The sequence below is a fragment of the Yoonia maricola genome, from assembly GCF_002797915.1.
In the GTDB taxonomy this organism is placed as follows: domain Bacteria; phylum Pseudomonadota; class Alphaproteobacteria; order Rhodobacterales; family Rhodobacteraceae; genus Yoonia; species Yoonia maricola.
This window is the reverse complement of the sequence record NZ_PGTY01000003.1, coordinates 196,353-217,031: the sequence shown is the minus strand read 5'-3', so window position 1 is coordinate 217,031 and position 20,679 is coordinate 196,353. Positions and strand designations below refer to the sequence as shown.

Here is a 20,679-nt window from a genome sequence, read left to right as displayed (position 1 = left end):
GCTTACTCAGCCGCCATGTCGGATGCGTCGATGCCGGCCACTTCGACAGGTTTCTTCATCGCATCACGGCGGAACGGCTCACCCAGTTCCTGATTCAGGATGACTTCGATCAAGGTGGTTTTGTTGTTCTCCATTTGATCAACGATTGCTTGCTTGAGAACTTCGGTCAGTTCTTCCATGGAGCGGGCCTCGACGCCCTGCAGGCCACAGGCTTTGGCGATGCCAGCGTAGGATACTTGTGTGTCCAACTCGGTGCCGACAAAGTTGTCGTTGAACCAAAGGGTTGAGTTCCGCTTTTCAGCGCCCCACTGGTAGTTGCGGAACACGATCTGCGTGATTGCGGGCCATTCACGGCGACCAATCGCTGTCAGCTCGTTCACCGAAATGCCGAATGCGCCGTCGCCAGCAAAGCCGATCACAGGTACATCACGTTGGCCGATTTTCGCACCGATAATGGCGGGCAGACCGTAGCCACATGGGCCAAAAAGACCCGGCGCCAAATACTTACGACCTGTTGGGAAGCTTGGGTAAGCATTCCCAATCGCGCAGTTGTTGCCGATGTCGGATGAAATGATCGCATCCTCAGGCATTGCCGCCTGAATGGCGCGCCATGCCATGCGTGGAGACATCCAGTCAGGACGGGCTGCACGCGCACGCTCGTTCCATGTGGTGCCGGGATCGTCCTGCTCGTGATCGAGCGAGGTGAGTTCCTGCGCCCAAGCAGATTTGGTCTGCGCGATTGTGTTCTTACGCTCATCACGGCCTGCATCGCCTGCTGTGTCAGCCAGCTGTTCGGTAATACCCATCGCAACCTTTGCTGCGTCGCCTACGATACCAACGGTGACCTTCTTGGTCAGGCCGATACGGTCAGGGTTGATGTCGACTTGAATGATCTTGGCGTTTGTGGGCCAGTAATCAATGCCGTAACCGGGCAGGGTGGAGAATGGGTTCAAACGTGTGCCCAATGCCAGAACAACGTCAGCTTTGCTGATCAGTTCCATGCCAGCTTTCGATCCATTATAGCCCAAAGGACCAGCGAACAGCGGGTGGTTGCCGGGGAACGCATCGTTGTGCTGATAGCCAACGCAAACAGGCGCGTCGAGTTTTTCAGCCAGCACACGGGACGCTTCAATGCCGCCTTCGGCCAGAACAACGCCAGCGCCGTTCAGGATGACTGGGAACTTCGCAGAAGACAGCATTTCGGCCGCCGCAGAGATAGAGTCTGTACCGCCAGGGGAAACTTCAAAGTTAATTGGCTCGGGGATTTCGATGTCGACCACTTGTGTCCAGAAATCGCGTGGGATGTTGATCTGGGCTGGGCCGGATAAACGGTGCGCTTTGGAGATCACGCGGGCCAGAACTTCGCAGATGCGTGTCGGATCGCGGACTTCTTCTTGGTAAGCCACACAGTCAGCGAACAAGTTCATCTGTTCCATTTCTTGGAAACCACCTTGGCCGATTGTTTTGTTGGCCGCTTGTGGCGTGACCAGCAAGCATGGTGTGTGGTTCCAGTAGGCGGTTTTAACTGAGGTCACGAAGTTGGTAATGCCGGGACCGTTTTGCGCGATCATCATCGACATTTCGCCAGTCGCACGGGTGTAGCCGTCAGCCATCATGCCAGCGGTCATTTCGTGCGCGCAGTCCCAGAAAGTGATCCCGGCTTTGGGAAAGATGTCGGAAATAGGCATCATGGCAGAGCCGATGATCCCGAATGCGTTACGGATGCCGTGCGCTTGGAGCGTTTTGACGAAAGCTTCTTCAGTGGTCATCTTCATGGCGATGGGTCCTTCCCTAAAATTCCATAGAAAATCAGGGGCGCAGAATCCCCTTCTTCGTTGCGGTAACATTAAGTTCTGTCGGTTGCAGGCGTTAGGTCCAATTGTACATCGCCCCTAATGCCAGAGTAAATTTTTTTGAGACTTAATGTCTCAAAAATTAGCTTTGTCGGATTGCCTCTCCAATGAGCCGTATGCCTTCGGGGATGCGCGATGCTGGAATGGATGAATAAGCGAGGCGCAGATACTCTTGCGGCGGGGCTTCACCCGCAAAAAACGGCGCGCCGGGTTCCACCAATACGCTTTGCGGCTGTAGTTGGGCGGCCAAGGTGGTTGTATTGATGCCGGACGGCGCTTTGACCCAGACCGATGATCCCCCATAGGTGCCTTGCCCTGCGATTGTCAGCCCCTGCGCGGTCAGCGCATCCACCATGACCTTGCGCCGCTCATGATATGTTTTGCTCATCCGGCGGACCAGCGCGTCATAATGCCCTAACGACAGATAATAGCTGACGGTGCGTTGAATATGCCCCGGCGGATGCCGCAGAACCGTGGCCCGCAGCGCACGGGCCTCGCGGATGAAGGGCGCAGGTCCAACCAGATAACCAAGCCGCAGACCCGGAAACAGCGATTTGGAAAAGGAGCCGACGTAAATGACGCGACCATTTTTATCGAGTGACTTGAGCGAGGGAGACGGCGATTTGAGAAATGACATTTCAAACTCATAGTCATCCTCAACGATCACGAAATCCTCGGCCTCTGCCTTGTCTAACAGTGCTTGCCTGCGCGCGAGCGGCATTGTTGCGGCTGTTGGGCACTGGTGGCTGGGCGTGGTAAAGACAACATCGGTTTGGTCGGGCAGGTCCGCCGGTGGCAGCCCATCTTCATCAACCGGAATGACGCTTAATTGGCAACGAGACTGGGTGAGGATCGTGCGGAGTGCAGGATAACACGGATCCTCAATCGCTGCGCGGCGTCGGCTGTTCAGCAGTACTTGTGCCGAGAGCCAAAGTGCATTTTGCGCGCCCATCGTGACCAATATCTCATCTGGGTTTGCAAGGATGCCTCGGCGCGGCAGCGTTTGCCGCGCGATGAAGTCAACCAGTTGCGGATCATCGCCGTCAAAGTAATCCGAGGTCAACGCCCCGAAGTCACGCATCCCTAGCGCACGCAGCGCGCAAAGCCGCCAATTGGCGCTGTCAAACAACGTCTTATCGGTTTGCCCATAGATAAATTGATACCTGTAATCCGCCCAATCCGCAGGCTTGTCGAGGCTCAACCCCGGCGTAAAGCGTTGCCCGATGGTGCGTGTCCAGTCGACTGTGCCCGTCGTAAAACGCTGTGCCGGAAATGCTGGCGGTTCGGGTGCGTTCTCAGACACGAAATACCCTGATCGCCCGCGCGATGTCAGATAGTCGTCGGCGACAAGCTCTGTATAAGCGAGTGTTACGGTGATCCGACTGACGCCCAGGTGTGCCGCCATCTTGCGTGAAGAGGGCAGGCGTTCGCCCGGCCTGATGCGCCCTGCCAGTATCCCCTGCGCCACCATCTGTTGAATACGTGCCTGAAGGGTGCCTTCAGCAGAGGGGTCAAGAAAAAAAGTTTCGACGGAAATTGACATAGTCTGGCCTTAGATACGCTCGCAGATTGGACCTATGCGCTGAGAACTGCAAGCTATGCCGGACTGCCACTGCGCTTCTTTGCCGGACAAGCGGTTGTTTTTTGCGACGGAAAGGCGTCGCTGGTACGTTTGATGATCACACCAACCGGAGATCGTCCATGAAACTGTTGCAGATTGCGTTCATTGCTGTACTTGGCAGCCTTTGCCTTGCGACCTATGCAACGTCGAAGACGCTTCACGCACCCTGCACGGAAATAGAGCTGGTGCAGACATTCAGCCTGCCTGCACCATACGATATTAGCCCAGAACGCGGGTGATCGCTTCATCCACGCCAGCCGTGACCTGATCAAGATCATCGGCGGTGGCAATCAAAGATGGTGCGAATAGCAGCGTGTTGTTGTAGCCGGGCAATGACCGGTTTGTCGCACCGATGATGATGCCCTGCGCCATGCAATCTGCCACGATTGCGCCGACATACTTTTCATCCACAGGTTCTTTCGTTTGACGATCCTTTACCAGTTCAGCCCCAGCAAATAGGCCCATCCCGCGTACGTCGCCGATCCATTTGTGCTTTTCCATCAGACTGTGCAGGTTGCCTTGTAGATGCTCACCCATCGCAACAGAGTTTCCGCGCAAGTCTTCTTCTTCGATAATCTTCATGTTCTCAATCGCGGCGGCAGGGCCAGCGGTGCAGCCACCAAAAGTCGAGATATCGCGGAAATAACCCAGGTGATCGCTGTCGTCCTTGAACATATCGAACACGCGGTTCGTGGTGACACAGCAAGAAATCGCAGCATAGCCAGAGGCCACACCCTTGGCCATCGTTACAATATCAGGCTGCACGTCAAATTGCTGATAGCCGAACCAAGTACCGGTACGGCCAATACCGCAAACGACTTCGTCGATGTGCAGCAGAATATCATACTTTTTGCAGATTTCCTGTACCCGCTCCCAATAGCCTTTTGGCGGGACAATAATGCCGCCGCCCGCCGTGATCGGCTCAAGGCAAAGCGCGCCGATGGTGTCAGCGCCTTCGGCAAGGATGACATCCTCAATCGCCTGCGCAGCTTTTGCGCCATATTCTTCACCCAGTGACCCATCTTGCGACCGGTACTCAAGGCAATGTGGCACCCGGACAAAACCGGGGGTGAAGGGGCCGTATTGGGCGTTACGTTCATCCTGCCCACCTGCCGACATCGCCGCGATGGTCGACCCATGATAATCACGTTCGCGGTAAAGGATCTTTTGCTTCTTGCCGCCATAGTGTTTGTGACTGATCTGGCGGACCATCTTGAACGCCTTCTCATTCGCCTCAGACCCAGAGTTGGCATAATAAACGCGATCAAGGCCGGGCATTTTGTCGATCAGCATTTCCGCAAATTGCGCACCGGGGATCGTGCCTGCGGTGCCACCGAAAAAGCACATCTTGGTGACTGCATCTGCCATCGCTTGGCCGATGCGTGCGCGGCCATAGCCCACATTCACCGTCCAAACGCCGCCAGACACTGCGTCGATGTGTTCTTTGCCTTTAATGTCCCATACCCGCAGGCCTTTGCCTTCAACGATGATGCGCGGGTCCACAGTTTCGTAGGGCTTGTGCTGGCTTAGGTGATGCCAGACATGTGCCCGGTCAGCTTCGATCACGTTCTCGGGATCGTTTGCGAATGTCTGCGTCTCCATGTCCGATGCTCCATCAATGTGTGGGGGCGGGCTGCGCGAATCCAAATCTGCATCGCCCGATTTCTGACACCTTGCCTAAATCTCTGTCACTCCCAATAGGGCCAGTTTGATTGCATGAGTATAGCCAAAACAAGCGTCCAGATCAATGAAATTGGACCTGACAACACTATAAGTAGATGAAAAACAATATAAATACTTTGTACGGAAGGAACCGTTGCGCCGTTTCAGTCGGTAAGCGCCCAGATATCCATGATTGACCTATGCGCATGAATTTCTTTCGCTACGCATCGACTTGCCGCTTCTCTGAGCATTCGGAAAAGCGCGAGGCCAATCTGGCGTCAGTTTGCGGCGTCAAACAACCGGCTGCGCATGTTCTGACTTGGAAACCGGGATCATTCATGCTCAGCTATCACTGTAAGGCGGGCAAACCGTCGTTAAATGGTGGCCCTTTGATCGGGGGTCGCGACATGGGAGATCAAGAATGACTATGAAGAATGCACTGATGGGCGCTGCGGCTGGCGTCGCATTGATGACAGGGGCCACAACCGCGATGGCCGAAGGACACGGCGAAATCACTGTCGCCTACTTCCTTGAATGGCCGATGCCATTTCAGTTTGCCAAGGTCAACGGCACATATGACGAAGCGATGGGAGTGACAATCAACTGGGTTAGCTTTGATAGCGGCACGGCCATGTCTGCTGCAATGGCATCTGGTGATGTGCAAATCGCTGTCAGCCAAGGTGTGCCACCATTCGTTGTCGCAGCTTCCGCTGGTCAGGACCTTCAGATCCTTGATGTCGCCGTGTCTTATGCTGAGAATGACAACTGCGTCGTCTCGTCCGGCCTTGAGATTGACGCTGACAGCGCCGACGAACTGGCAGGCAAGAAAGTTGCTGTCCCGCTTGGTACCGCTGCCCACTATGGTTTCCTGCGTCAGATGGACCACTTCGGCGTAGATCTTGCGTCGCTTGACGTGGTTGACATGGCGCCAGCCGAAGGTGCCGCCGCCTTGGCTCAGGGTCAGGTTGATATGTCCTGCGGTTGGGGTGGTGCGCTGCGCCGCATGAAAGAGCACGGCAACGTGTTGCTGACAGGTGCTGAGAAGGAAGAACTGGGTATTCTGGTCTTTGACGTGACTTCTGCACCTGCAAGTTTCGTTGCCGAAAACGCAGAACTGGTTACAAAATTCCTTGAAGTAACTGCCGAGGCCAACGCGGCATGGAACGATGGGTCCGGAGTTGCTGAAATGCTGCCAGTGATCGCAAATGATGCTGGTATGGACGAAGACGCGACTGCCGAAACCATGGCGACATTCGTGTTCCCTGATGTGGCAACACAGCTGTCTGACGCGTGGCTTGGCGGCGCGGCACCTTCGTTCATGAAGGGTGTGGCTGATGTGTTTGTCGAATCCGGGTCGATCCCATCGTCGCTGGATAGCTACGAAGAAGCTGTGAACACAGGCCCACTGATGGCTGTTAGCGACATGTAAATCACCTAGGCTGGCGTCGCGGTTGCGCGCCAGCCTTTCTTTCCCATGATAATCCTTGCGGTCGCCAGGCAAGTATTTTCAAGGGAAATAACGGGATAAGCCATGTCAGGGTTACAAATAGATAGATTGTCGATGCGGTTCGACCTGCCCAATGGGTCTTCTGTGCAGGCGTTGAAAGACGTGTCACTCGACCTCAAGGCAGGTGAGTTGTTGTCGGTTCTAGGCCCCTCGGGCTGTGGTAAGACAACGCTTTTGAATATCGTAGCAGGTTTTCTGGCTCCGACCGAAGGGCAGATTATCCTCAACGGGCACAAGGTCACAGGACCGGCAGCCGAACGCGGGATGGTGTTTCAGCAAGGTGCTTTGTTCGAGTGGATGAGCGTGCGTGAGAACGTAGGCTTTGGTCCATCAATGAAGGGGATGCCCAAGGCCGAGAAGGCCGAGATTGTTGATCACCTGCTTGATGTCGTCGGCTTACAGGACTTCAAGGAAAAGGCTGTCTACGAACTGTCGGGTGGAATGCAGCAGCGAGTGGCCTTGGCCCGCTGCCTTGCCAATGAACCCGACGTGATCTTGATGGATGAGCCGCTTGGCGCATTGGACGCCCTAACGCGCGAGAAAATGCAAGGGCTGGTGCTTAAGCTGTGGAAAGAAACTGGCAAGACGATCATCCTGATCACCCACTCGGTTGAAGAGGCGCTTTTGCTGGGTGAACGTTTGCTGGTCATGGCACCGCGTCCGGGGCGTATTCACACCGAATACCGTCTGCCATTTGCTGAAATGGGTGTGGGTAAAGACCTGCGCGAAGTGAAGAAGCACCCTAAATTCGGGGAAGTCCGCGAAGAAATCCTCGGGATGATCTGGGACATGGAAGAGGAAATCATGGGCCGGACGGAGGACGCGTAATGGAACTTCTAGGAAACCTCTGGGGTGAACTTTGGGCCGTATTGACGACACTCTTTGCAGCGGCCCCCTATGTGATTGGTTATATCCTGATCATCCTGTTGATGATGGTGATCTGGAGCGGGGTGAAACGCCTTGTGACCCCGAAGAGTGACTATGGATCACTCAAAACAGTGACATTTGGCGACGAAAGCGCTGTGACGTCGAACACGGCTGCATCTGTTGTCTCGATCGTGCTGATCTTCGTGTTTTGGGGTGCCTTTACGGGATCCAAACTGCTGCCGGGGTTCTTGCATGCGCCCGGACCATTTGTGGGCGACGGAAGCTTTGAATACACCATCACGACGCCTGCGGGTGACAGCGATACGGCAACCGTATCGGTCGTGGTTCACCCCACAGGTGAAGAGGTTGATGCGCCCGAAGTTACAGAAGGTGATGGTATTGCCAAGAATGACGCGGTTGCGATCCCGGTCTACCGCAGTGAGTTGCTGCGCGTTGACAACAATGATGAAATGGGCCGCGACGAAGAGACATTTATCACCGCCGTTGATGGTGTCGCCATCGCACCCGGCGGGTCCGTTGATGTGGCCTTTGGGCGCGTTGCGATGTCTGACAAAGGCACGTTGAACATCATCCCGGCGACCGGCGTTCAGATGGAGCCGATCTGGCTGCCCTCGCCCGAAGCAGTATGGAGCCGTTTGGGTGAAATCGCGACCGTGGGCTACCGCAACTCGACCTTGGCCGAGCATCTTGGGTATTCTCTATTCCGCGTGATTGTGGGCTTTTTCCTTGGTGCTTTGGTTGGTATTCCCCTGGGCTATGCGATGGGTCTGTCGAATTGGTTCCGGGGCTGGTTTGACCCGATCGTGGAATTCATGCGCCCTGTACCACCCTTGGCGCTGATCCCGCTGGTGATCATCTGGGCTGGCATCGGTGAGGTTGGTAAAATCATCCTGCTATTCCTTGCAGCCCTTTGGATCATGGCGATTGCGGCCCGTTCGGGTGTGTCGGGCGTGCGGATTTCCAAAGTGCATGCGGCCTATTCGCTGGGCGCGTCCAAGTGGCAGATTATGCGCCATGTGATTATACCAAATTCCCTGCCAGAAATCTTTACTGGTGCGCGCGTTGCTATGGGCGTGTGCTGGGGTACGGTTGTTGCGGCTGAACTGGTTGCAGCCGAAAAGGGTGCTGGCATGATGATTATGGTGGCGTCGAAATTCCAATCCACGGACATCGTCCTGATGGGTATCATCCTGATCGGTATCATCGGCTTCAGCATTGATATGCTGATGCGGCAGGCCGAAAAATGGCTGGTGCCGTGGAAGGGTAAGGGCTAAGCGCCAGCCCTCAGATCATAAGGCAACAAATGATACGCCTTGCCGAAGCCCCCGTTCAAGTGGGCTTCGGTTGTTTTTAGGCGGTACATCTGAAAATCGGTGAATTCGTAGTAGAGTTTTGCCTTGGGAATAGCGGTCAGCCAGGCTGGTTTGATCGCGGCTTTGTCAGCGCATTCTGCGTTGCAAATCAAGGTCATACGCGGATGAGTGAGCGGGTCGCCCGTGTCTTCGGGCTCACCGATCAGGGCCGCGCAAGCGGGGTTGGTTTGGATGGCCTTTGTGTGGAGCGATAGCGTGGAAATCAGGCTGAGAAACGCACCATCATTCCAAATCATTGCAACGCGGGCAACGTAGGGCGCGCCTTCGTGCGTGACGGCCAATGCGCCGTAGCGCACTTGTTTTAGTAAGTTCTGCGCCAGTCGGCGGGCGTCATCATCTGTTGGATTTATCGGATCGCGCTCGGCCATCAGGCGAGGTTGGCCGCCGGGCAATCGCGGAATGCGATGATCGCCGGGCCGATCCCTGTGAGATCGACGCCGACTGTCGTATCGCCCAGCATCGCATAGGCGCGTGTGTTGAACTCTAACCCATCGAGGACATTGCCGAAACCACGGTCTTTGACGGTAATGCTGCGCCCATCCGGGCTGATGCTGTGGCGGTCGGTCTGGATGCTGATGGGGCGGTCATTGGCGAAGGCCATGCCAAAGATCGGGTCCGTGGGCCATCGCCCATCGGGCAGAGTGACGGTGATGGTGTATTCGGTAATCGCGGGGTCATAGGTGACGGTGATATCGCCGGTGTCCGACGTGTCCGTCAGGGTACAGATCGGGCTTGCCGAAAACTCCCACCCGGTGGCGGGGGAGGCGAGGAGGAGGCAGGCGAGTAAGGTACGCATGAGGGGGATGTAGCGGGATCGACGCTGCGGACAAGCAACGCGCGGTGGGGTCGGCGCGCGGCGGCGGCCTCGGCCCGGGGAATTATGTGTTAACGCTGGGTTTTGTGGGGGATTGGGGCGTATGCAGAGCGTACATATGCCGTACAGAACTTGTATGTACGCAGTATGCGGTTTGGGTGGGTTAAGGCGGCGCGCGGTGGATGTGTGAAAGGTTGGTTAAGGTTCTGGGCAGGCGTTGAGGTCCCGGATCAAGTCCGGGACAGTGAGGTAGGGTGGGTTGTACCCACCTTCGTGATGGCGAGTGGGTTTCACCCACCCTACGGTTGCATTGAACCGCGAATTATGAGGGTTGTCCGCACCTTAAGGTTGAATGACAATAGCTAAGTATTTGTTCCAGGACATAGCATTGGTTTGCCATATTTTCATAGATGAAAGCGGTGAAGCCGGTATCTCCAAGGTAAGAACCGACACTTCACATGGATCATCGCCGTATTTTGTCTTGGCTGCCGCAGTGATGCCGCAAGCTGTCAGGATTCAAGCTGAGAAGACGCTAAGTGCTGTCGAGTCAGCGATACCGAAAAAGTGGAGTCATGCAACCGATCTTACACATTCCCAAACCGTATTCTGGTAGCGAGAAGCGGCAAAAGTGAACTTGCGTTTCTTTGCTGTCATATCCAACAAAAGTACACTGGGCGCATACTCGGACCGGATCGAAAAAGACCCTGACAAGTTTTACAACAAATGCGCTGTTTATCTTCTGGAACGAATTGGGAAGTATCTTCTGGCTAAGGGTATGGCGGATGAACCGCCAGACGTTTTTTTTGAGCGCCGAAACCATGACTACGATGCAATGCGCCGTTACATTGGTAAGATCAAAGATAATCCGCTTCATAGCGACGCTAATTATCTGAAGATATTCAATCCATTTGCCATAGTTGCTCGAGCGAAAGGAGAAGAGCGACTTCTAAAGTATGCAGACTTGGCGGCACACGCCACATACCAGTGTTCCAACAAGACACCTTCAAATCACTTCATCCCTGAACCAAGATATCTTGAGGAAATCTCAGCAAGATTTGGTGCAGATGAAAAAGGCCGGATCATTGGGACCGGTATCAAGTGCATTCATAGCCTATCTGACTTGGAACTAGATAAAGACGTTGAGGCGAAAGTATCCAGACTAAGAGCTCTTCCGATGCAGCGCTGATCACACTCGGTAGCCGATCACCTCTTCTTCCCCCCATACCGGCTCTTCCCGCCACGCATGCCACCACGCCCACCGGTACTCCGCCCCGACGCTTTCTGCGCATCATCAACCGCCTTATCCACCGCCTGCTGCCGCGCCAGCGGGTCGTCCGCGACCGTCAGTTCCACCGTTTCCAGCCGTTTCACCTCGTCCCGCAGTCTTGCTGCCTCTTCGAACTCCAGGTTCTCGGCCGCTTTGCGCATGTCGGTCCGTAGGCCGTCCAGCACCGCTTGCAGGTTCGCTCCGGCCATCGGTTTGTCCACCTTTGCCGTCACCCGGTTCATGTCGACGTCGCCTTTGTAGAGGCCTGCCAGAATATCCTCGACGTTCTTTTTGACCGTCTGCGGGGTAATCCCGTGTTCTGCGTTATAGGCCAGTTGTTTGACGCGCCGTCGTTCGGTTTCCTTCATCGCTCGTTCCATCGAGCCGGTGATGCGGTCGGCGTACATGATCACGCGCCCTTCGGCGTTGCGCGCGGCGCGGCCGACGGTTTGGACGAGTGAGGTCTCAGAGCGCAGGAAGCCTTCTTTATCGGCGTCGAGGATCGCGACCAATCCGCATTCGGGGATGTCGAGCCCCTCGCGCAGCAGGTTGATCCCGATCAGCACATCGAAGGCCCCCAGCCGCAGGTCGCGCAGGATTTCAATGCGCTCGATCGTGTCGATGTCGCTGTGCATGTAGCGGACCTTGATGCCCTGTTCGTGCATGTATTCGGTCAGGTCTTCGGCCATGCGTTTGGTCAGCGTGGTCACTAGCGTGCGGTAGCCGTCGGCGGCGACTTTGCGCACTTCGTCCAGCAGATCGTCGACTTGCATGTCCACCGGGCGGATTTCGATTTCGGGGTCGATCAGGCCGGTGGGGCGGATGATCTGTTCGGTGAAGACGCCGCCTGCTTGTTCCAGCTCCCATGCCGCCGGGGTTGCCGAGACGAAGACGGATTGCGGGCGCATGGCGTCCCATTCTTCGAACTTCAGGGGCCGGTTGTCCATGCAGGAGGGTAGGCGGAACCCGTGTTCGGCCAGCGTGAATTTGCGCCGGTAGTCGCCTTTGTACATGCCGCCGATCTGGGGGACGGAGACATGGCTTTCGTCGGCGAAGACGATGGCGTTGTCGGGGATGAATTCGAACAGGGTGGGGGGTGGTTCGCCCGGCGCGCGCCCTGTGAGGTAGCGCGAGTAGTTTTCAACCCCGTTGCAGACGCCTGTCGCCTCCAGCATTTCCAGATCGAAGTTGCAGCGTTGTTCCAGCCTTTGTGCTTCCAGCAGTTTGCCTTCGCCAACCAATTGGTCCAGCCGCATCCGCAGTTCTTTTTTGATGCCGATGATGGCTTGGTTCATCGTGGGGCGCGGCGTGACGTAGTGGGAGTTCGCGTAGATGCGGACCTTTTCGAAGCTGTCGGTCTTATCCCCGGTCAGCGGGTCGAATTCGGTGATGGTTTCAAGTTCTTCACCGAAGAAGGAGAGTTTCCATGCGCGGTCATCCAGGTGGGCGGGCCAAACTTCCAAGCTGTCGCCGCGCACCCGGAAGGTGCCCCGTTGGAACGCCTGATCGTTGCGGCGGTATTGTTGTGCGATGAGGTCCGCCATGATCTTGCGCTGGTCGTATTCGCGGCCCACGTGGATGTCTTGCGTCATGGCACCGTAGGTTTCGACCGAGCCGATGCCGTAGATGCAGGAGACCGAAGCCACGATGATCACGTCATCCCGTTCGAGTAGCGCCCGCGTGGCCGAGTGGCGCATCCGGTCGATCTGTTCGTTGATCTGGGATTCTTTCTCGATATAGGTGTCAGACCGCGCGACATAGGCTTCGGGTTGATAGTAGTCGTAGTAGCTGACGAAATATTCGACCGCATTGTCCGGGAAGAACCCTTTGAATTCGCCGTAAAGCTGGGCTGCCAGAGTTTTGTTGGGCGCAAGGATGATCGCGGGGCGCTGTGTTTCCTCGATCATTTTGGCCATGGTGAAGGTCTTGCCGGTGCCGGTGGCGCCCAACAGGACTTGGTCACGTTCGCCGTTCAAGATCCCTTCCGAGAGCTCTTTGATTGCCGTGGGTTGGTCGCCTGCCGGCGCGAATTCGGTCTGCAACACGAATTGCTTACCGCCTTCCAGCTTTTCGCGGGTTTTGACGTCAGGGGCGGGGTTAGACAGGTAGATATGCTGATCAGTAGCGGCGTCGGCCATGGCACGCGGTCCTTTGAGTTAACCGTATATTTGACCTGTTTCGGTAAGGGTTCAAGGGTAGCTGCTGACAGGATTTGTCAGGAGCCGTTGCAGATGTGGTGTATCGTTCGTGACACTACAGCGCCGCCTCTGCCTGCATCAGGAGATCAATGCGTTGGATGCGCTGATCAATGGTTTCCGGTGTCAGGCCGGGCTTCATCAAGCTGGGGATCATGTTGAGGATGTTGAATTGCAGGATGATCTGACGATCGTACCCCAGTTCTTCGGTAATGATCGCAATCTGATGCTGTATTCGGCTTTCAAAACCCTTGAGATCGGTTTCTGATTTTGGTTCTGCAAACAGGTTGCGGCATTCAAAGAGCGGGTGCACCCTGATCCCTTTGGGATCAATGGCGCGGGGGCCATTGGGTGTCATGATGATGTTGCCATAATGCAAATCACCATGAATGATCCGTTCGGATTGGCGGTTATTGAACTGCCCGTCCAGCAAGGAAAGGGCATGATCCAGCACGCGTTCGATATCGGGGTTGAAATTGGCGCGTCGGTGAGACTGGAGCCTTTGTTTCAAAAGGGGCGCAAGTCTGCGGTAGGCGAAGGCCCAGCGGAACGGCACGTCGCTGATCTTCTTGACAAGCGCGCAGGCGTGTCGCGTTGCAGTGTCATAGTCGCCTGAATGGTACGTTTTGGAGAGCGTTGGCCCGCTGAGCCATTCGATGAGAATCGCGGCGCGGCGGAAGTCGCTTTTGAGGATGCCAGCACCGATGCCCGGTTGAAGTCCGTTTGAGAAAGCAACCGCTGCGCGTTCGTTTGCATAGCCGATTTCACTGTAAAGCTTGAACGCCGCCGGGCCGTTTGGGCTATCAACCTTGTATACGGTCGCGCGTTTTGATTGGCGCACCAATGTCGCATTGGTGAGGCCCCAACGCCGCGTCAGGACATCGAAGGTGTTTTTGGGGGGCGGAATTATGAGTTTCACGAAGTATCACTTATGTCGTTTGCAGCTTGCGTCAGCCTGGTCGCCGCAATTTTTGAATGCATAATCAGGGTCAGTCATGGGATTACCAAAGTCAATCTGCGCACGCTGCAGCGACCTGTGAAAAAATCAGATATCGCGATAGTTTGAATTTTCTATTGGTCTGAGATCGTGTTAATTCTGAGGGTATGTTTGGTCTGAATTTCCTCTTTTGTCTACGACAAATGATTTGTGCGTTCTTGCTGGGTGTCGCGAGCAATGCGGCGTGGGCGGTCGATATCTCTTTCCAATCGCCGTCGGGTAATATTCGCTGTGATATGTCGCGTGATGCGCCTCTTGCGGTCCGCTGTGATCTGGGTGTTGAGCGACAAAGTTATACCAACAGGCCTGAGTCCTGTGACGGTGTATGGGGCACGTCTTTTGGTCTGGGCCAAACCGGCACGGCCCAGCTCATTTGTGTGACCGGTGCTGACCTGACATCAGAAGGGCGTGCGGTATTGCCTTACGGAAGCCGTGCCATTCTTGATGGGATCACCTGTCGCTCAGAACCCTCTGGGGTGATATGTGTCAATATCGCGGGCAATGGTTTTGAAGTGCGCCGGGCGCAGCAACGGATGTTTTGATCGTACCGTATTGCGTTGACCATTGAACCTTCATACCTCACCTGATGTAGATCAAAACGAAAGAACCCAGCCCCATGTCTGACCATATTGACCCTGCAAAACTTGATCGTCTGGCCGAAGTCGCCGTACGGACCGGTGTGAACCTGCAACCGGGGCAGGATTTGGTGATTACCGCGCCGATGGCCGCCCTTGATCTGGTCCGCCGGATCACCGTGCATGCCTATAAGGCAGGTGCCGGGATTGTGACGCCGTTTTTCAACGATGATGCCATCACGCTGGCCCGCTATGAACATGCCCCTGATGAAAGCTTTGACCGTGCGCCGGACTGGTTTTTCGAGGGGATGGCTGCCGCGTTCAAAGGTGGGGCTGCGCGCATGGCGATTACCGGGGACGATCCGATGCTGCTTGCCGCACAGGACCCGGCAAAGGTGGCGCGGTTGAGCAAGGCAACCTCAATTGCGGCCAAGCCTGCGATGAACCCGATTGTCGGGTTTGAGGTGAACTGGAACATCGTTGCCTATCCGGGGGCGGCTTGGGCGTCCAAGGTTTATCCTGATATCCCGGTGGAAGAGGCGCAGGGTAAGTTGATGGATGCGATCTATGCCGCGTCGCGTCTGGATGGTGATGATCCGGTGGCGAATTGGGCAGCGCATACGGCGACGTTAAAGGAGCGGGTAGATTGGCTGAATGCGCAGGATTTTGCGGCGCTGCATTACACCGGGCCGGGGACCGACCTGCATCTGGGGCTGGCGGATGGGCATATCTGGAAAGGGGGCGCATCGCCCGCGCTGAATGGTGTGACCTGCCAGCCGAATATCCCGACCGAAGAGGTCTTTACCTGCCCGCATGCCTATAAGGTCGATGGGACCGTGGCCGCGACAAAGCCGTTGGCCCATCAGGGGAGTGTGATTGAGGATATCGCAGTACGGTTTGAGGCGGGCCGTATTGTTGAGGCGACAGCCAGCAAGGGTGCTGATGTGCTCAATGCGCTGCTGAAGACTGATGATGGGGCCAGCCGGATTGGTGAGGTGGCTTTAGTGCCGCATTCAAGCCCGATCAGCCAGTCGGGGACTTTGTTTTATAACACTTTGTTTGATGAGAATGCTTCTTGTCATATTGCCCTTGGACAGTGCTATGCAGATACCATTGAAGGTGGATCCGAGCTGTCGCCCGAGGAATTGAAGCAGAAGGGCGGCAATCAGAGTATTATTCATGTCGATTGGATGATGGGGTCTGATGCAGTGGATATCGATGGGATCACCAAGACGGGTGAGCGGGTGCCTGTCATGCGCAGTGGTGAATGGGCCTGAGGCCCCAGAATTTGCGAAGATCTTGCAGGTGAGACATGGCGAAGCTTGCGCAATGATCTGATTTTGCACATATAGAATGCAGCCAAGGGAGAGCCGTCATGCGCGCACGAATCTATAAGCCAGCCAAAACCGCCATGTCCTCTGGCACGGCCAAGACAAAGCATTGGGTGTTGGAGCATGTGGCTGAAACGGCACGCGAGGTTGATCCGCTGATGGGCTGGACGTCTTCATCCGACACGCAGGCGCAAGTGAAGCTTGAGTTTGATACCAAAGAAGCAGCTTTGGAATATGCCCGCGACAACGGGATTGATGCCGTCGTGCGTGAGCCCAAGTCGCGCAAGGCCAATATCCGTCCCGGCGGCTATGGCGAAAATTTTGCGACTAACCGCCGTGGCGCATGGACGCACTGAGGCGTCTAGAACGTAATTTCGACCAGATTTTCCATTGCACTGTCGATGGTGGGGTATTGGAATGTGTATCCCATAGCCAGCGTGCGTTTTGGCACGACATTTTGACCTTCGAGCAGAATTGATGCCCGCTCTGGCCCAATGACGGCGCGGATCAGGCTTGCAGGAATGGACCAGACGACCGGACGTCGGAGCGCCTTGGCAAAGGCTGCTGTGAAGGCCGCGTTGCTGACAATGCCCGGTGATACAGCATTGTAGCGCCCAGTGGCACTTTCATCGTCGATGACCTGCGTAAGAATACCGACCATGTCGTCTATATGGATCCATGGAAAGGGCTGCGTCCCTTTGCCCAAACCAGCCCCGAGGCCCAAGCAGAAAGGCAGTCTGACAATCGGCAATAACCCCCGGCTGCGCCCGATCCGCCACAGGCGGCCCCAGAACCCACCACGATCCACTTTGCCAAGAACGATCCCGATGCGGACCCGCACATGGCGGACCCGGTCATGGTCAAGGTGATCTGCGGCCTTTTCCCATTGCCCGACCAGCTCTGCCGGGAAATCAAGGCCCATTGGCGCGCTGTCTTCGTCAAGTTGGGGGTAATCAACGGCACCGGTTTGGGTGCCGTAGAAACACTTGCCCGCGGTCGAGACAAAGACGTCAGGAGCATTTTTGCTGGCATTTATGGCATCCACCAGTTGTTTGGTCGTGTCGGTGCGCGACGTGATGACCTCTTGCCGATAACGTTCGGTCCAGCGCCGACCCGGTTGCAGGATATGTTCGCCTGCAAGGTTTACAACTGCGTCGCAATCAGGAAGCCCATCTGCGAGGCTATCCCATGTGATCCGCTGATCACCGCCCGTGCGTGACAGTACCGTCACCCGGTCGCCGCGGTCCCGGAGCGCCTGTGCAAGAGCAGAGCCGATAAAGCCGCTCCCGCCGCCGACAATAATATGCTTCATTACAAAATGCCTTTTGCCGTTATGTTTTATGTGTAGACCTGCTGGTGCGATGTGGCAAACTTGGGTATTGCCAAAGCCCCTTGGCCCACGCCATACCAAGACCCGTGCGGTCCGATAGCTCAACTGGATAGAGCAGCTGACTTCTAATCAGCAGGTTGAGGGTTCGAGTCCTTCTCGGATCGCCAATTTCCTGATCGGCTTTCGCAGTCATTCATGTGACCTGTCACCCAATTACTCTACATTGCCGTTGCCGCAAGATTTCCCGTCATGCTGCTTGCTCCGCCGCATGCAAGTGTAGAAAGGTACAGACTTATTGAGCGAATATGATCCTTTTGCGGGGTATGCTGGTCCATCATATTTTGGATTTGCAGTATGTTGCGTCGGAACGAAGACCGGAATGACAAGAATGTTTGGTATGGGTTATGTCTTACGTTGTGAATTGCATATTCCATGACGTTACTGCTGGATCACTATGGTTTCATAGAGAGCCGTTCTAAATTTATAAAATATCTAAACTATACAGCATTTTGTGGTGAATTTTTGATGTAGCTTTTCGTCATTAATAGGACATTAACTGGTTCCGGTCAAACTACCCACGAGTGCGGGCCTAAGGTGGGTCCGTTATTTTTGGATCGTTTGCGGCAGTGTTACATTTTGATGAAAAAGACTTTCGGCGTGAAGCAGCGCATGGGCAAATTTTTGACAGTCCGCCGAACCGAACGACAGTTCCTGTTTCAAAGCGAGTCTTTGATGTGGGGGTTTCGATCCTATTGCTGCCGGTGCTGGCCTGTGTGGCGCTTGCGCTTTTCGTGATTAATCCGCTTTTGAATCGTGGCCCGCTGATGTATTTTCAGCGCCGCATGGGGCAACGTGGCCAACCGTTTCGCGCTTTTAAGTTTCGGACAATGAGGCCGGTCGCGGCATCGGCACGTGGTGCCTATGATCGTTTGGAAGAAGACCGTATTTCCCGGATGGGTCGTATTTTGCGCAAGGTCCGGATTGATGAGCTGCCACAAATCATCAACGTCCTGCGTGGCGAGATGAGCATGATCGGCCCGCGTCCTGATCTTTATGATCATGCCTGTGTCTATCTCGACTCGGTGCCCGGCTATGCGGCGCGCCAGCAGATGCTGCCTGGTATCAGCGGCTATGCGCAGACCGAAGTGGGGTATGTGGATGGCAAAGAAGGTATACAACGCAAGGTCGCGGCAGACCTTTATTATGCGATGCACGCCAGCTTTCTGTTTGATCTGTGGATTGCTTGGCGTACGGTCTGTGTGATCGTTGGGCGCAAAGGCCGTTAGATTGAGGCGTTGCGTCGTCTGACGTACGGTCGTCAAGGCGGTTGGTAAGGTCTGGCCTTTAGGCATTGGGGATCATTCCCAACCGGAGATTCCGAATGCCTGATCCCTTTGATACCGACTATGTAAATCTGACATCCCCCGCCGTTGCCCATTATGCGATTATACCTTCTGATGCGACGGATCTGCCGGTCCGGCCACGGGCGATTTATGTCAACACTGCGGGGACGGCTACGTTGCAAGACAATGATGGTGCGGCCGTCACGTATGATTTGGCGGCGGGTACGATCTTGTCTATCCGTCCAACCCGCGTGCTGGCAGCGGGAACGACCGCGCAATTGGTTGCGTGGTACTAAGCATGATCGGTTTTGAACTTTCGCCGGGGGTGGGGCAGGGCCGCAGGCCCGCACCGCGCCCGCTGGCGTCTTTCTTTGCAAATGGCGGGGGCCAATCCGTGGCCCTTGCCCCCGGTCTCGATGGCGGACTGACCTTGTGGACCGAAGTAGGCCCCAATCACGCCGCCCGCCTGCGCCTTGACCAGCAGGACGCGGGGACGCGCCTGTCCTGGCGCGAAACGCAATTGGCAGAGTTGCGCAATGTGTACACCGTCAGCATGATGACCCTGACGGGGAGTTGGTCGCAATTGCAAACCTCTGGCTCTGGTCGCGCGGCCAGCTATACTGGCAATCGCGCGATCAGCAGTGGTTCTGCCGGTGCGACTGCAACGGTGCAGGTTGATCGTGACCGTCCCTACGATCTGTGGATCAACTACACTGGCCGGACCAGCGGCGGCTATGTCAGGGTCGAGATTGATGGCGCGCAAACGCTCGTCAACGAAATCGCCGATCCTGCAGGTTTGGGTTTTAAGGCGTTCTCGAGCTACGCGCCCACCGATCTGACCCGCCGCCAGACAATCAAGGTGGCCAGCGGGCTGACCGGCCCGCATGACGTGAGCCTGCGCTTTGGTGGTGCTGCGACCCCCGGTGGTGGCGCGATCATGTTGGAGGCTGTGACCACAAGCGGATCTTTGGATGACCCCTATATCCTGCCCCCGGTCTGGCAGCCTAACACCACCTATCAGATGGGTGATGAGGTGCAGTTTGGTGGGATGTATTACGCCGCACGCGCCAATGGCAGCAGCGGTGCCACCGGACCAACCCACAGCGCCGGTATCGCTTCGGACGGTGCTCTTGACTGGCGGGCCGACAACCGCCCGACTTATCCTGAGTTCACGATCATCGACTATGCATCGGAACGTGAATATGCCGCCCGCGTTGATGTGGCCGGTGACGTGATTGAGGTGGGCGGGCAAACCCACGGACATGACGCGTTGGTATCTCAAACGATTGCTGTGGATGGCGTGCCTTGGGTGCCAGTGACCGGCGGTCATGGCCTTACCGTTGGTACGCAGATTTCCATTGTTGAGGAAACGATTTGGCAAACCGGCGGCAGCGGCCCGCTGGCCAATTGCCAGACCAGCCGCAGTATCACACCCGGCACGATTCAGCATAATATGCAGGTTGATATCACCGTGGCCTCAATGGATGTCGAATGGCTTTATGCGGGGATGTTACCCTTTGTCCGCTGGGAAGGCGAAACCGCATCAACCGTGGTCGATACGCTGGAAGCACAGGATGGGACGGTCGTGACGCTGGCCAACTATGCCGGGCAAACGGATGATGAGATTGATTTTCCAATGGTTCATAGGTTGGGTTTGGTTGGCACGACGCCAGTGGTTGATTTTGTCTATGGTCATGAAGCAGGCGCATTGCCGGTTGCGGGCAATAGGCTGGATCAATTTGAAGCATTTGTGCTGCCCAATATTGATGGTCGCACGGCAAGCGGGTCAACCGACTGGCCTGCCAAGGCTTATATCCGCGCCAGTCCGCAGAGTGGGCTGACCCTGCAAAGCGGCGATATTGCGCATTTCTACAATCGGCATGTTTTGGCAGCTGTGACGTGATGGGGTGGGGGCTGCAATCT

General features: G+C 55.8%; 19 protein-coding genes and 1 tRNA gene. 12 read left to right on the top strand and 8 right to left on the bottom strand.

All coding sequences use genetic code 11. The features are described from left to right. Positions 1–2: 2 nt before the first annotated feature. The 3 genes from xsc to BC777_RS15320 all read right to left on the bottom strand — a co-directional run bounded on the left by xsc (position 3) and on the right by BC777_RS15320 (position 5,076). Positions 3–1,775: a sulfoacetaldehyde acetyltransferase gene (gene xsc / locus BC777_RS15330; protein WP_100369084.1), complete on the bottom strand. Its 1,773-nt coding sequence runs from the start codon at positions 1,773–1,775 to the stop codon at positions 3–5. A gap of 160 nt (positions 1,776–1,935) precedes the next feature. Further along, positions 1,936–3,396 carry a MocR-like pyridoxine biosynthesis transcription factor PdxR gene (gene pdxR, locus BC777_RS15325; protein WP_100369083.1) on the bottom strand — a complete coding sequence of 487 codons (1,461 nt, stop codon included), beginning with the start codon at positions 3,394–3,396 and terminating at the stop codon, positions 1,936–1,938. A gap of 297 nt (positions 3,397–3,693) precedes the next feature. After that, positions 3,694–5,076 (bottom strand): aminotransferase family protein, encoded by a 1,383-nt coding sequence (locus tag BC777_RS15320; RefSeq protein WP_100369082.1) that lies wholly within the window; start codon positions 5,074–5,076, stop codon positions 3,694–3,696. 481 nt (positions 5,077–5,557) lie between these two features. Here BC777_RS15320 and BC777_RS15310 point away from each other — a divergent pair, with 481 nt between their 5' ends. The 3 genes from BC777_RS15310 to BC777_RS15300 all read left to right on the top strand — a co-directional run bounded on the left by BC777_RS15310 (position 5,558) and on the right by BC777_RS15300 (position 8,805). After that, complete coding sequence (locus BC777_RS15310; protein ID WP_100369080.1) at positions 5,558–6,565, top strand: taurine ABC transporter substrate-binding protein; 1,008 nt, start codon at positions 5,558–5,560, stop codon at positions 6,563–6,565. 102 nt (positions 6,566–6,667) lie between these two features. After that, positions 6,668–7,471, top strand: a complete 804-nt coding sequence (locus BC777_RS15305; protein WP_100369079.1) for a taurine ABC transporter ATP-binding protein — start codon at positions 6,668–6,670, stop codon at positions 7,469–7,471. Beyond that, positions 7,471–8,805, top strand: coding sequence for an ABC transporter permease (locus BC777_RS15300; RefSeq protein ID WP_100369078.1), 1,335 nt, complete (start codon positions 7,471–7,473; stop codon positions 8,803–8,805). Before BC777_RS15305 ends, BC777_RS15300 begins: the two co-directional genes overlap by 1 nt. Here BC777_RS15300 and BC777_RS15295 read toward each other — a convergent pair. Further along, on the bottom strand, positions 8,802–9,272 hold the full coding sequence (locus tag BC777_RS15295; protein WP_100369077.1) for a HugZ family pyridoxamine 5'-phosphate oxidase: 471 nt from the start codon (positions 9,270–9,272) through the stop codon (positions 8,802–8,804). The genes BC777_RS15300 and BC777_RS15295 overlap by 4 nt on opposite strands. Continuing rightward, on the bottom strand, positions 9,272–9,700 hold the full coding sequence (locus BC777_RS15290; RefSeq protein ID WP_100369076.1) for an excinuclease ABC subunit B: 429 nt from the start codon (positions 9,698–9,700) through the stop codon (positions 9,272–9,274). The genes BC777_RS15295 and BC777_RS15290 overlap by 1 nt, the downstream gene beginning before the upstream one ends. 370 nt (positions 9,701–10,070) lie before the next feature. Here BC777_RS15290 and BC777_RS19710 point away from each other — a divergent pair, with 370 nt between their 5' ends. Next, positions 10,071–10,331, top strand: coding sequence for a DUF3800 domain-containing protein (locus tag BC777_RS19710; RefSeq protein WP_100369075.1), 261 nt, complete (start codon positions 10,071–10,073; stop codon positions 10,329–10,331). Positions 10,332–10,346: 15 nt separating this feature from the next. After that, positions 10,347–10,904, top strand: a complete 558-nt coding sequence (locus tag BC777_RS15280; protein WP_100369074.1) for a DUF3800 domain-containing protein — start codon at positions 10,347–10,349, stop codon at positions 10,902–10,904. 17 nt (positions 10,905–10,921) lie between these two features. On the opposite strand, the gene uvrB is transcribed toward BC777_RS15280, so the two are convergent. Beyond that, on the bottom strand, positions 10,922–13,123 hold the full coding sequence (gene uvrB / locus BC777_RS15275) for an excinuclease ABC subunit UvrB (protein WP_100369073.1): 2,202 nt from the start codon (positions 13,121–13,123) through the stop codon (positions 10,922–10,924). Between the two features lie 115 nt (positions 13,124–13,238). After that, complete coding sequence (locus BC777_RS15270; RefSeq protein ID WP_100369072.1) at positions 13,239–14,099, bottom strand: aminoglycoside phosphotransferase family protein; 861 nt, start codon at positions 14,097–14,099, stop codon at positions 13,239–13,241. Positions 14,100–14,320: 221 nt separating this feature from the next. Here BC777_RS15270 and BC777_RS15265 point away from each other — a divergent pair, with 221 nt between their 5' ends. The 3 genes from BC777_RS15265 to BC777_RS15255 all read left to right on the top strand — a co-directional run bounded on the left by BC777_RS15265 (position 14,321) and on the right by BC777_RS15255 (position 16,439). After that, positions 14,321–14,719, top strand: a complete 399-nt coding sequence (locus BC777_RS15265) for a DUF6636 domain-containing protein (protein WP_133122575.1) — start codon at positions 14,321–14,323, stop codon at positions 14,717–14,719. 74 nt (positions 14,720–14,793) lie between these two features. Continuing rightward, a complete protein-coding gene (locus BC777_RS15260; protein ID WP_100369070.1) occupies positions 14,794–16,029 on the top strand; it encodes an aminopeptidase in 1,236 nt (411 codons plus the stop codon). A gap of 98 nt (positions 16,030–16,127) precedes the next feature. Continuing rightward, positions 16,128–16,439 carry an ETC complex I subunit gene (locus BC777_RS15255; RefSeq protein WP_100369069.1) on the top strand — a complete coding sequence of 104 codons (312 nt, stop codon included), beginning with the start codon at positions 16,128–16,130 and terminating at the stop codon, positions 16,437–16,439. Between the two features lie 5 nt (positions 16,440–16,444). On the opposite strand, the gene BC777_RS15250 is transcribed toward BC777_RS15255, so the two are convergent. Continuing rightward, the gene (locus BC777_RS15250; RefSeq protein ID WP_100369068.1) at positions 16,445–17,395 is read right to left on the bottom strand and encodes a TIGR01777 family oxidoreductase; all 951 of its coding nucleotides are present in this window, start codon (positions 17,393–17,395) and stop codon (positions 16,445–16,447) included. A gap of 108 nt (positions 17,396–17,503) precedes the next feature. On the opposite strand from BC777_RS15250, the gene BC777_RS15245 reads away from it, so the two are divergent. From BC777_RS15245 to BC777_RS15230, 4 genes are all read left to right on the top strand, one after another. Further along, positions 17,504–17,580: transfer RNA gene (locus tag BC777_RS15245), tRNA-Arg, on the top strand. Positions 17,581–18,039: 459 nt separating this feature from the next. After that, the gene (locus BC777_RS15240) at positions 18,040–18,699 is read left to right on the top strand and encodes a sugar transferase (RefSeq protein WP_100369067.1); all 660 of its coding nucleotides are present in this window, start codon (positions 18,040–18,042) and stop codon (positions 18,697–18,699) included. Between the two features lie 95 nt (positions 18,700–18,794). Next, positions 18,795–19,052: a spike base protein, RCAP_Rcc01079 family gene (locus tag BC777_RS15235; protein ID WP_100369066.1), complete on the top strand. Its 258-nt coding sequence runs from the start codon at positions 18,795–18,797 to the stop codon at positions 19,050–19,052. A gap of 2 nt (positions 19,053–19,054) precedes the next feature. Beyond that, positions 19,055–20,659, top strand: coding sequence for a hypothetical protein (locus tag BC777_RS15230; RefSeq protein WP_100369065.1), 1,605 nt, complete (start codon positions 19,055–19,057; stop codon positions 20,657–20,659). The last annotated feature ends 20 nt before the right edge of the window (positions 20,660–20,679 follow it).

Excerpts from the sequence above, each read along its gene's own strand:
- BC777_RS15295 (WP_100369077.1), bottom strand. The coding sequence starts at position 9,272 with ATGGCCGAGCGCGATCCGATAAATCCAACAGATGATGACGCCCGCCGA.
- pdxR (WP_100369083.1), bottom strand. The coding sequence starts at position 3,396 with ATGTCAATTTCCGTCGAAACTTTTTTTCTTGACCCCTCTGCTGAAGGC.
- BC777_RS15235 (WP_100369066.1), top strand. The coding sequence starts at position 18,795 with ATGCCTGATCCCTTTGATACCGACTATGTAAATCTGACATCCCCCGCC.
- BC777_RS15250 (WP_100369068.1), bottom strand. The coding sequence starts at position 17,395 with ATGAAGCATATTATTGTCGGCGGCGGGAGCGGCTTTATCGGCTCTGCT.
- uvrB (WP_100369073.1), bottom strand. The coding sequence starts at position 13,123 with ATGGCCGACGCCGCTACTGATCAGCATATCTACCTGTCTAACCCCGCC.
- BC777_RS19710 (WP_100369075.1), top strand. The coding sequence starts at position 10,071 with ATGACAATAGCTAAGTATTTGTTCCAGGACATAGCATTGGTTTGCCAT.
- BC777_RS15255 (WP_100369069.1), top strand. The coding sequence starts at position 16,128 with ATGCGCGCACGAATCTATAAGCCAGCCAAAACCGCCATGTCCTCTGGC.
- xsc (WP_100369084.1), bottom strand. The coding sequence starts at position 1,775 with ATGAAGATGACCACTGAAGAAGCTTTCGTCAAAACGCTCCAAGCGCAC.
- BC777_RS15300 (WP_100369078.1), top strand. The coding sequence starts at position 7,471 with ATGGAACTTCTAGGAAACCTCTGGGGTGAACTTTGGGCCGTATTGACG.
- BC777_RS15305 (WP_100369079.1), top strand. The coding sequence starts at position 6,668 with ATGTCAGGGTTACAAATAGATAGATTGTCGATGCGGTTCGACCTGCCC.
- BC777_RS15290 (WP_100369076.1), bottom strand. The coding sequence starts at position 9,700 with ATGCGTACCTTACTCGCCTGCCTCCTCCTCGCCTCCCCCGCCACCGGG.
- BC777_RS15265 (WP_133122575.1), top strand. The coding sequence starts at position 14,321 with ATGATTTGTGCGTTCTTGCTGGGTGTCGCGAGCAATGCGGCGTGGGCG.
- BC777_RS15310 (WP_100369080.1), top strand. The coding sequence starts at position 5,558 with ATGACTATGAAGAATGCACTGATGGGCGCTGCGGCTGGCGTCGCATTG.
- BC777_RS15230 (WP_100369065.1), top strand. The coding sequence starts at position 19,055 with ATGATCGGTTTTGAACTTTCGCCGGGGGTGGGGCAGGGCCGCAGGCCC.
- BC777_RS15320 (WP_100369082.1), bottom strand. The coding sequence starts at position 5,076 with ATGGAGACGCAGACATTCGCAAACGATCCCGAGAACGTGATCGAAGCT.
- BC777_RS15260 (WP_100369070.1), top strand. The coding sequence starts at position 14,794 with ATGTCTGACCATATTGACCCTGCAAAACTTGATCGTCTGGCCGAAGTC.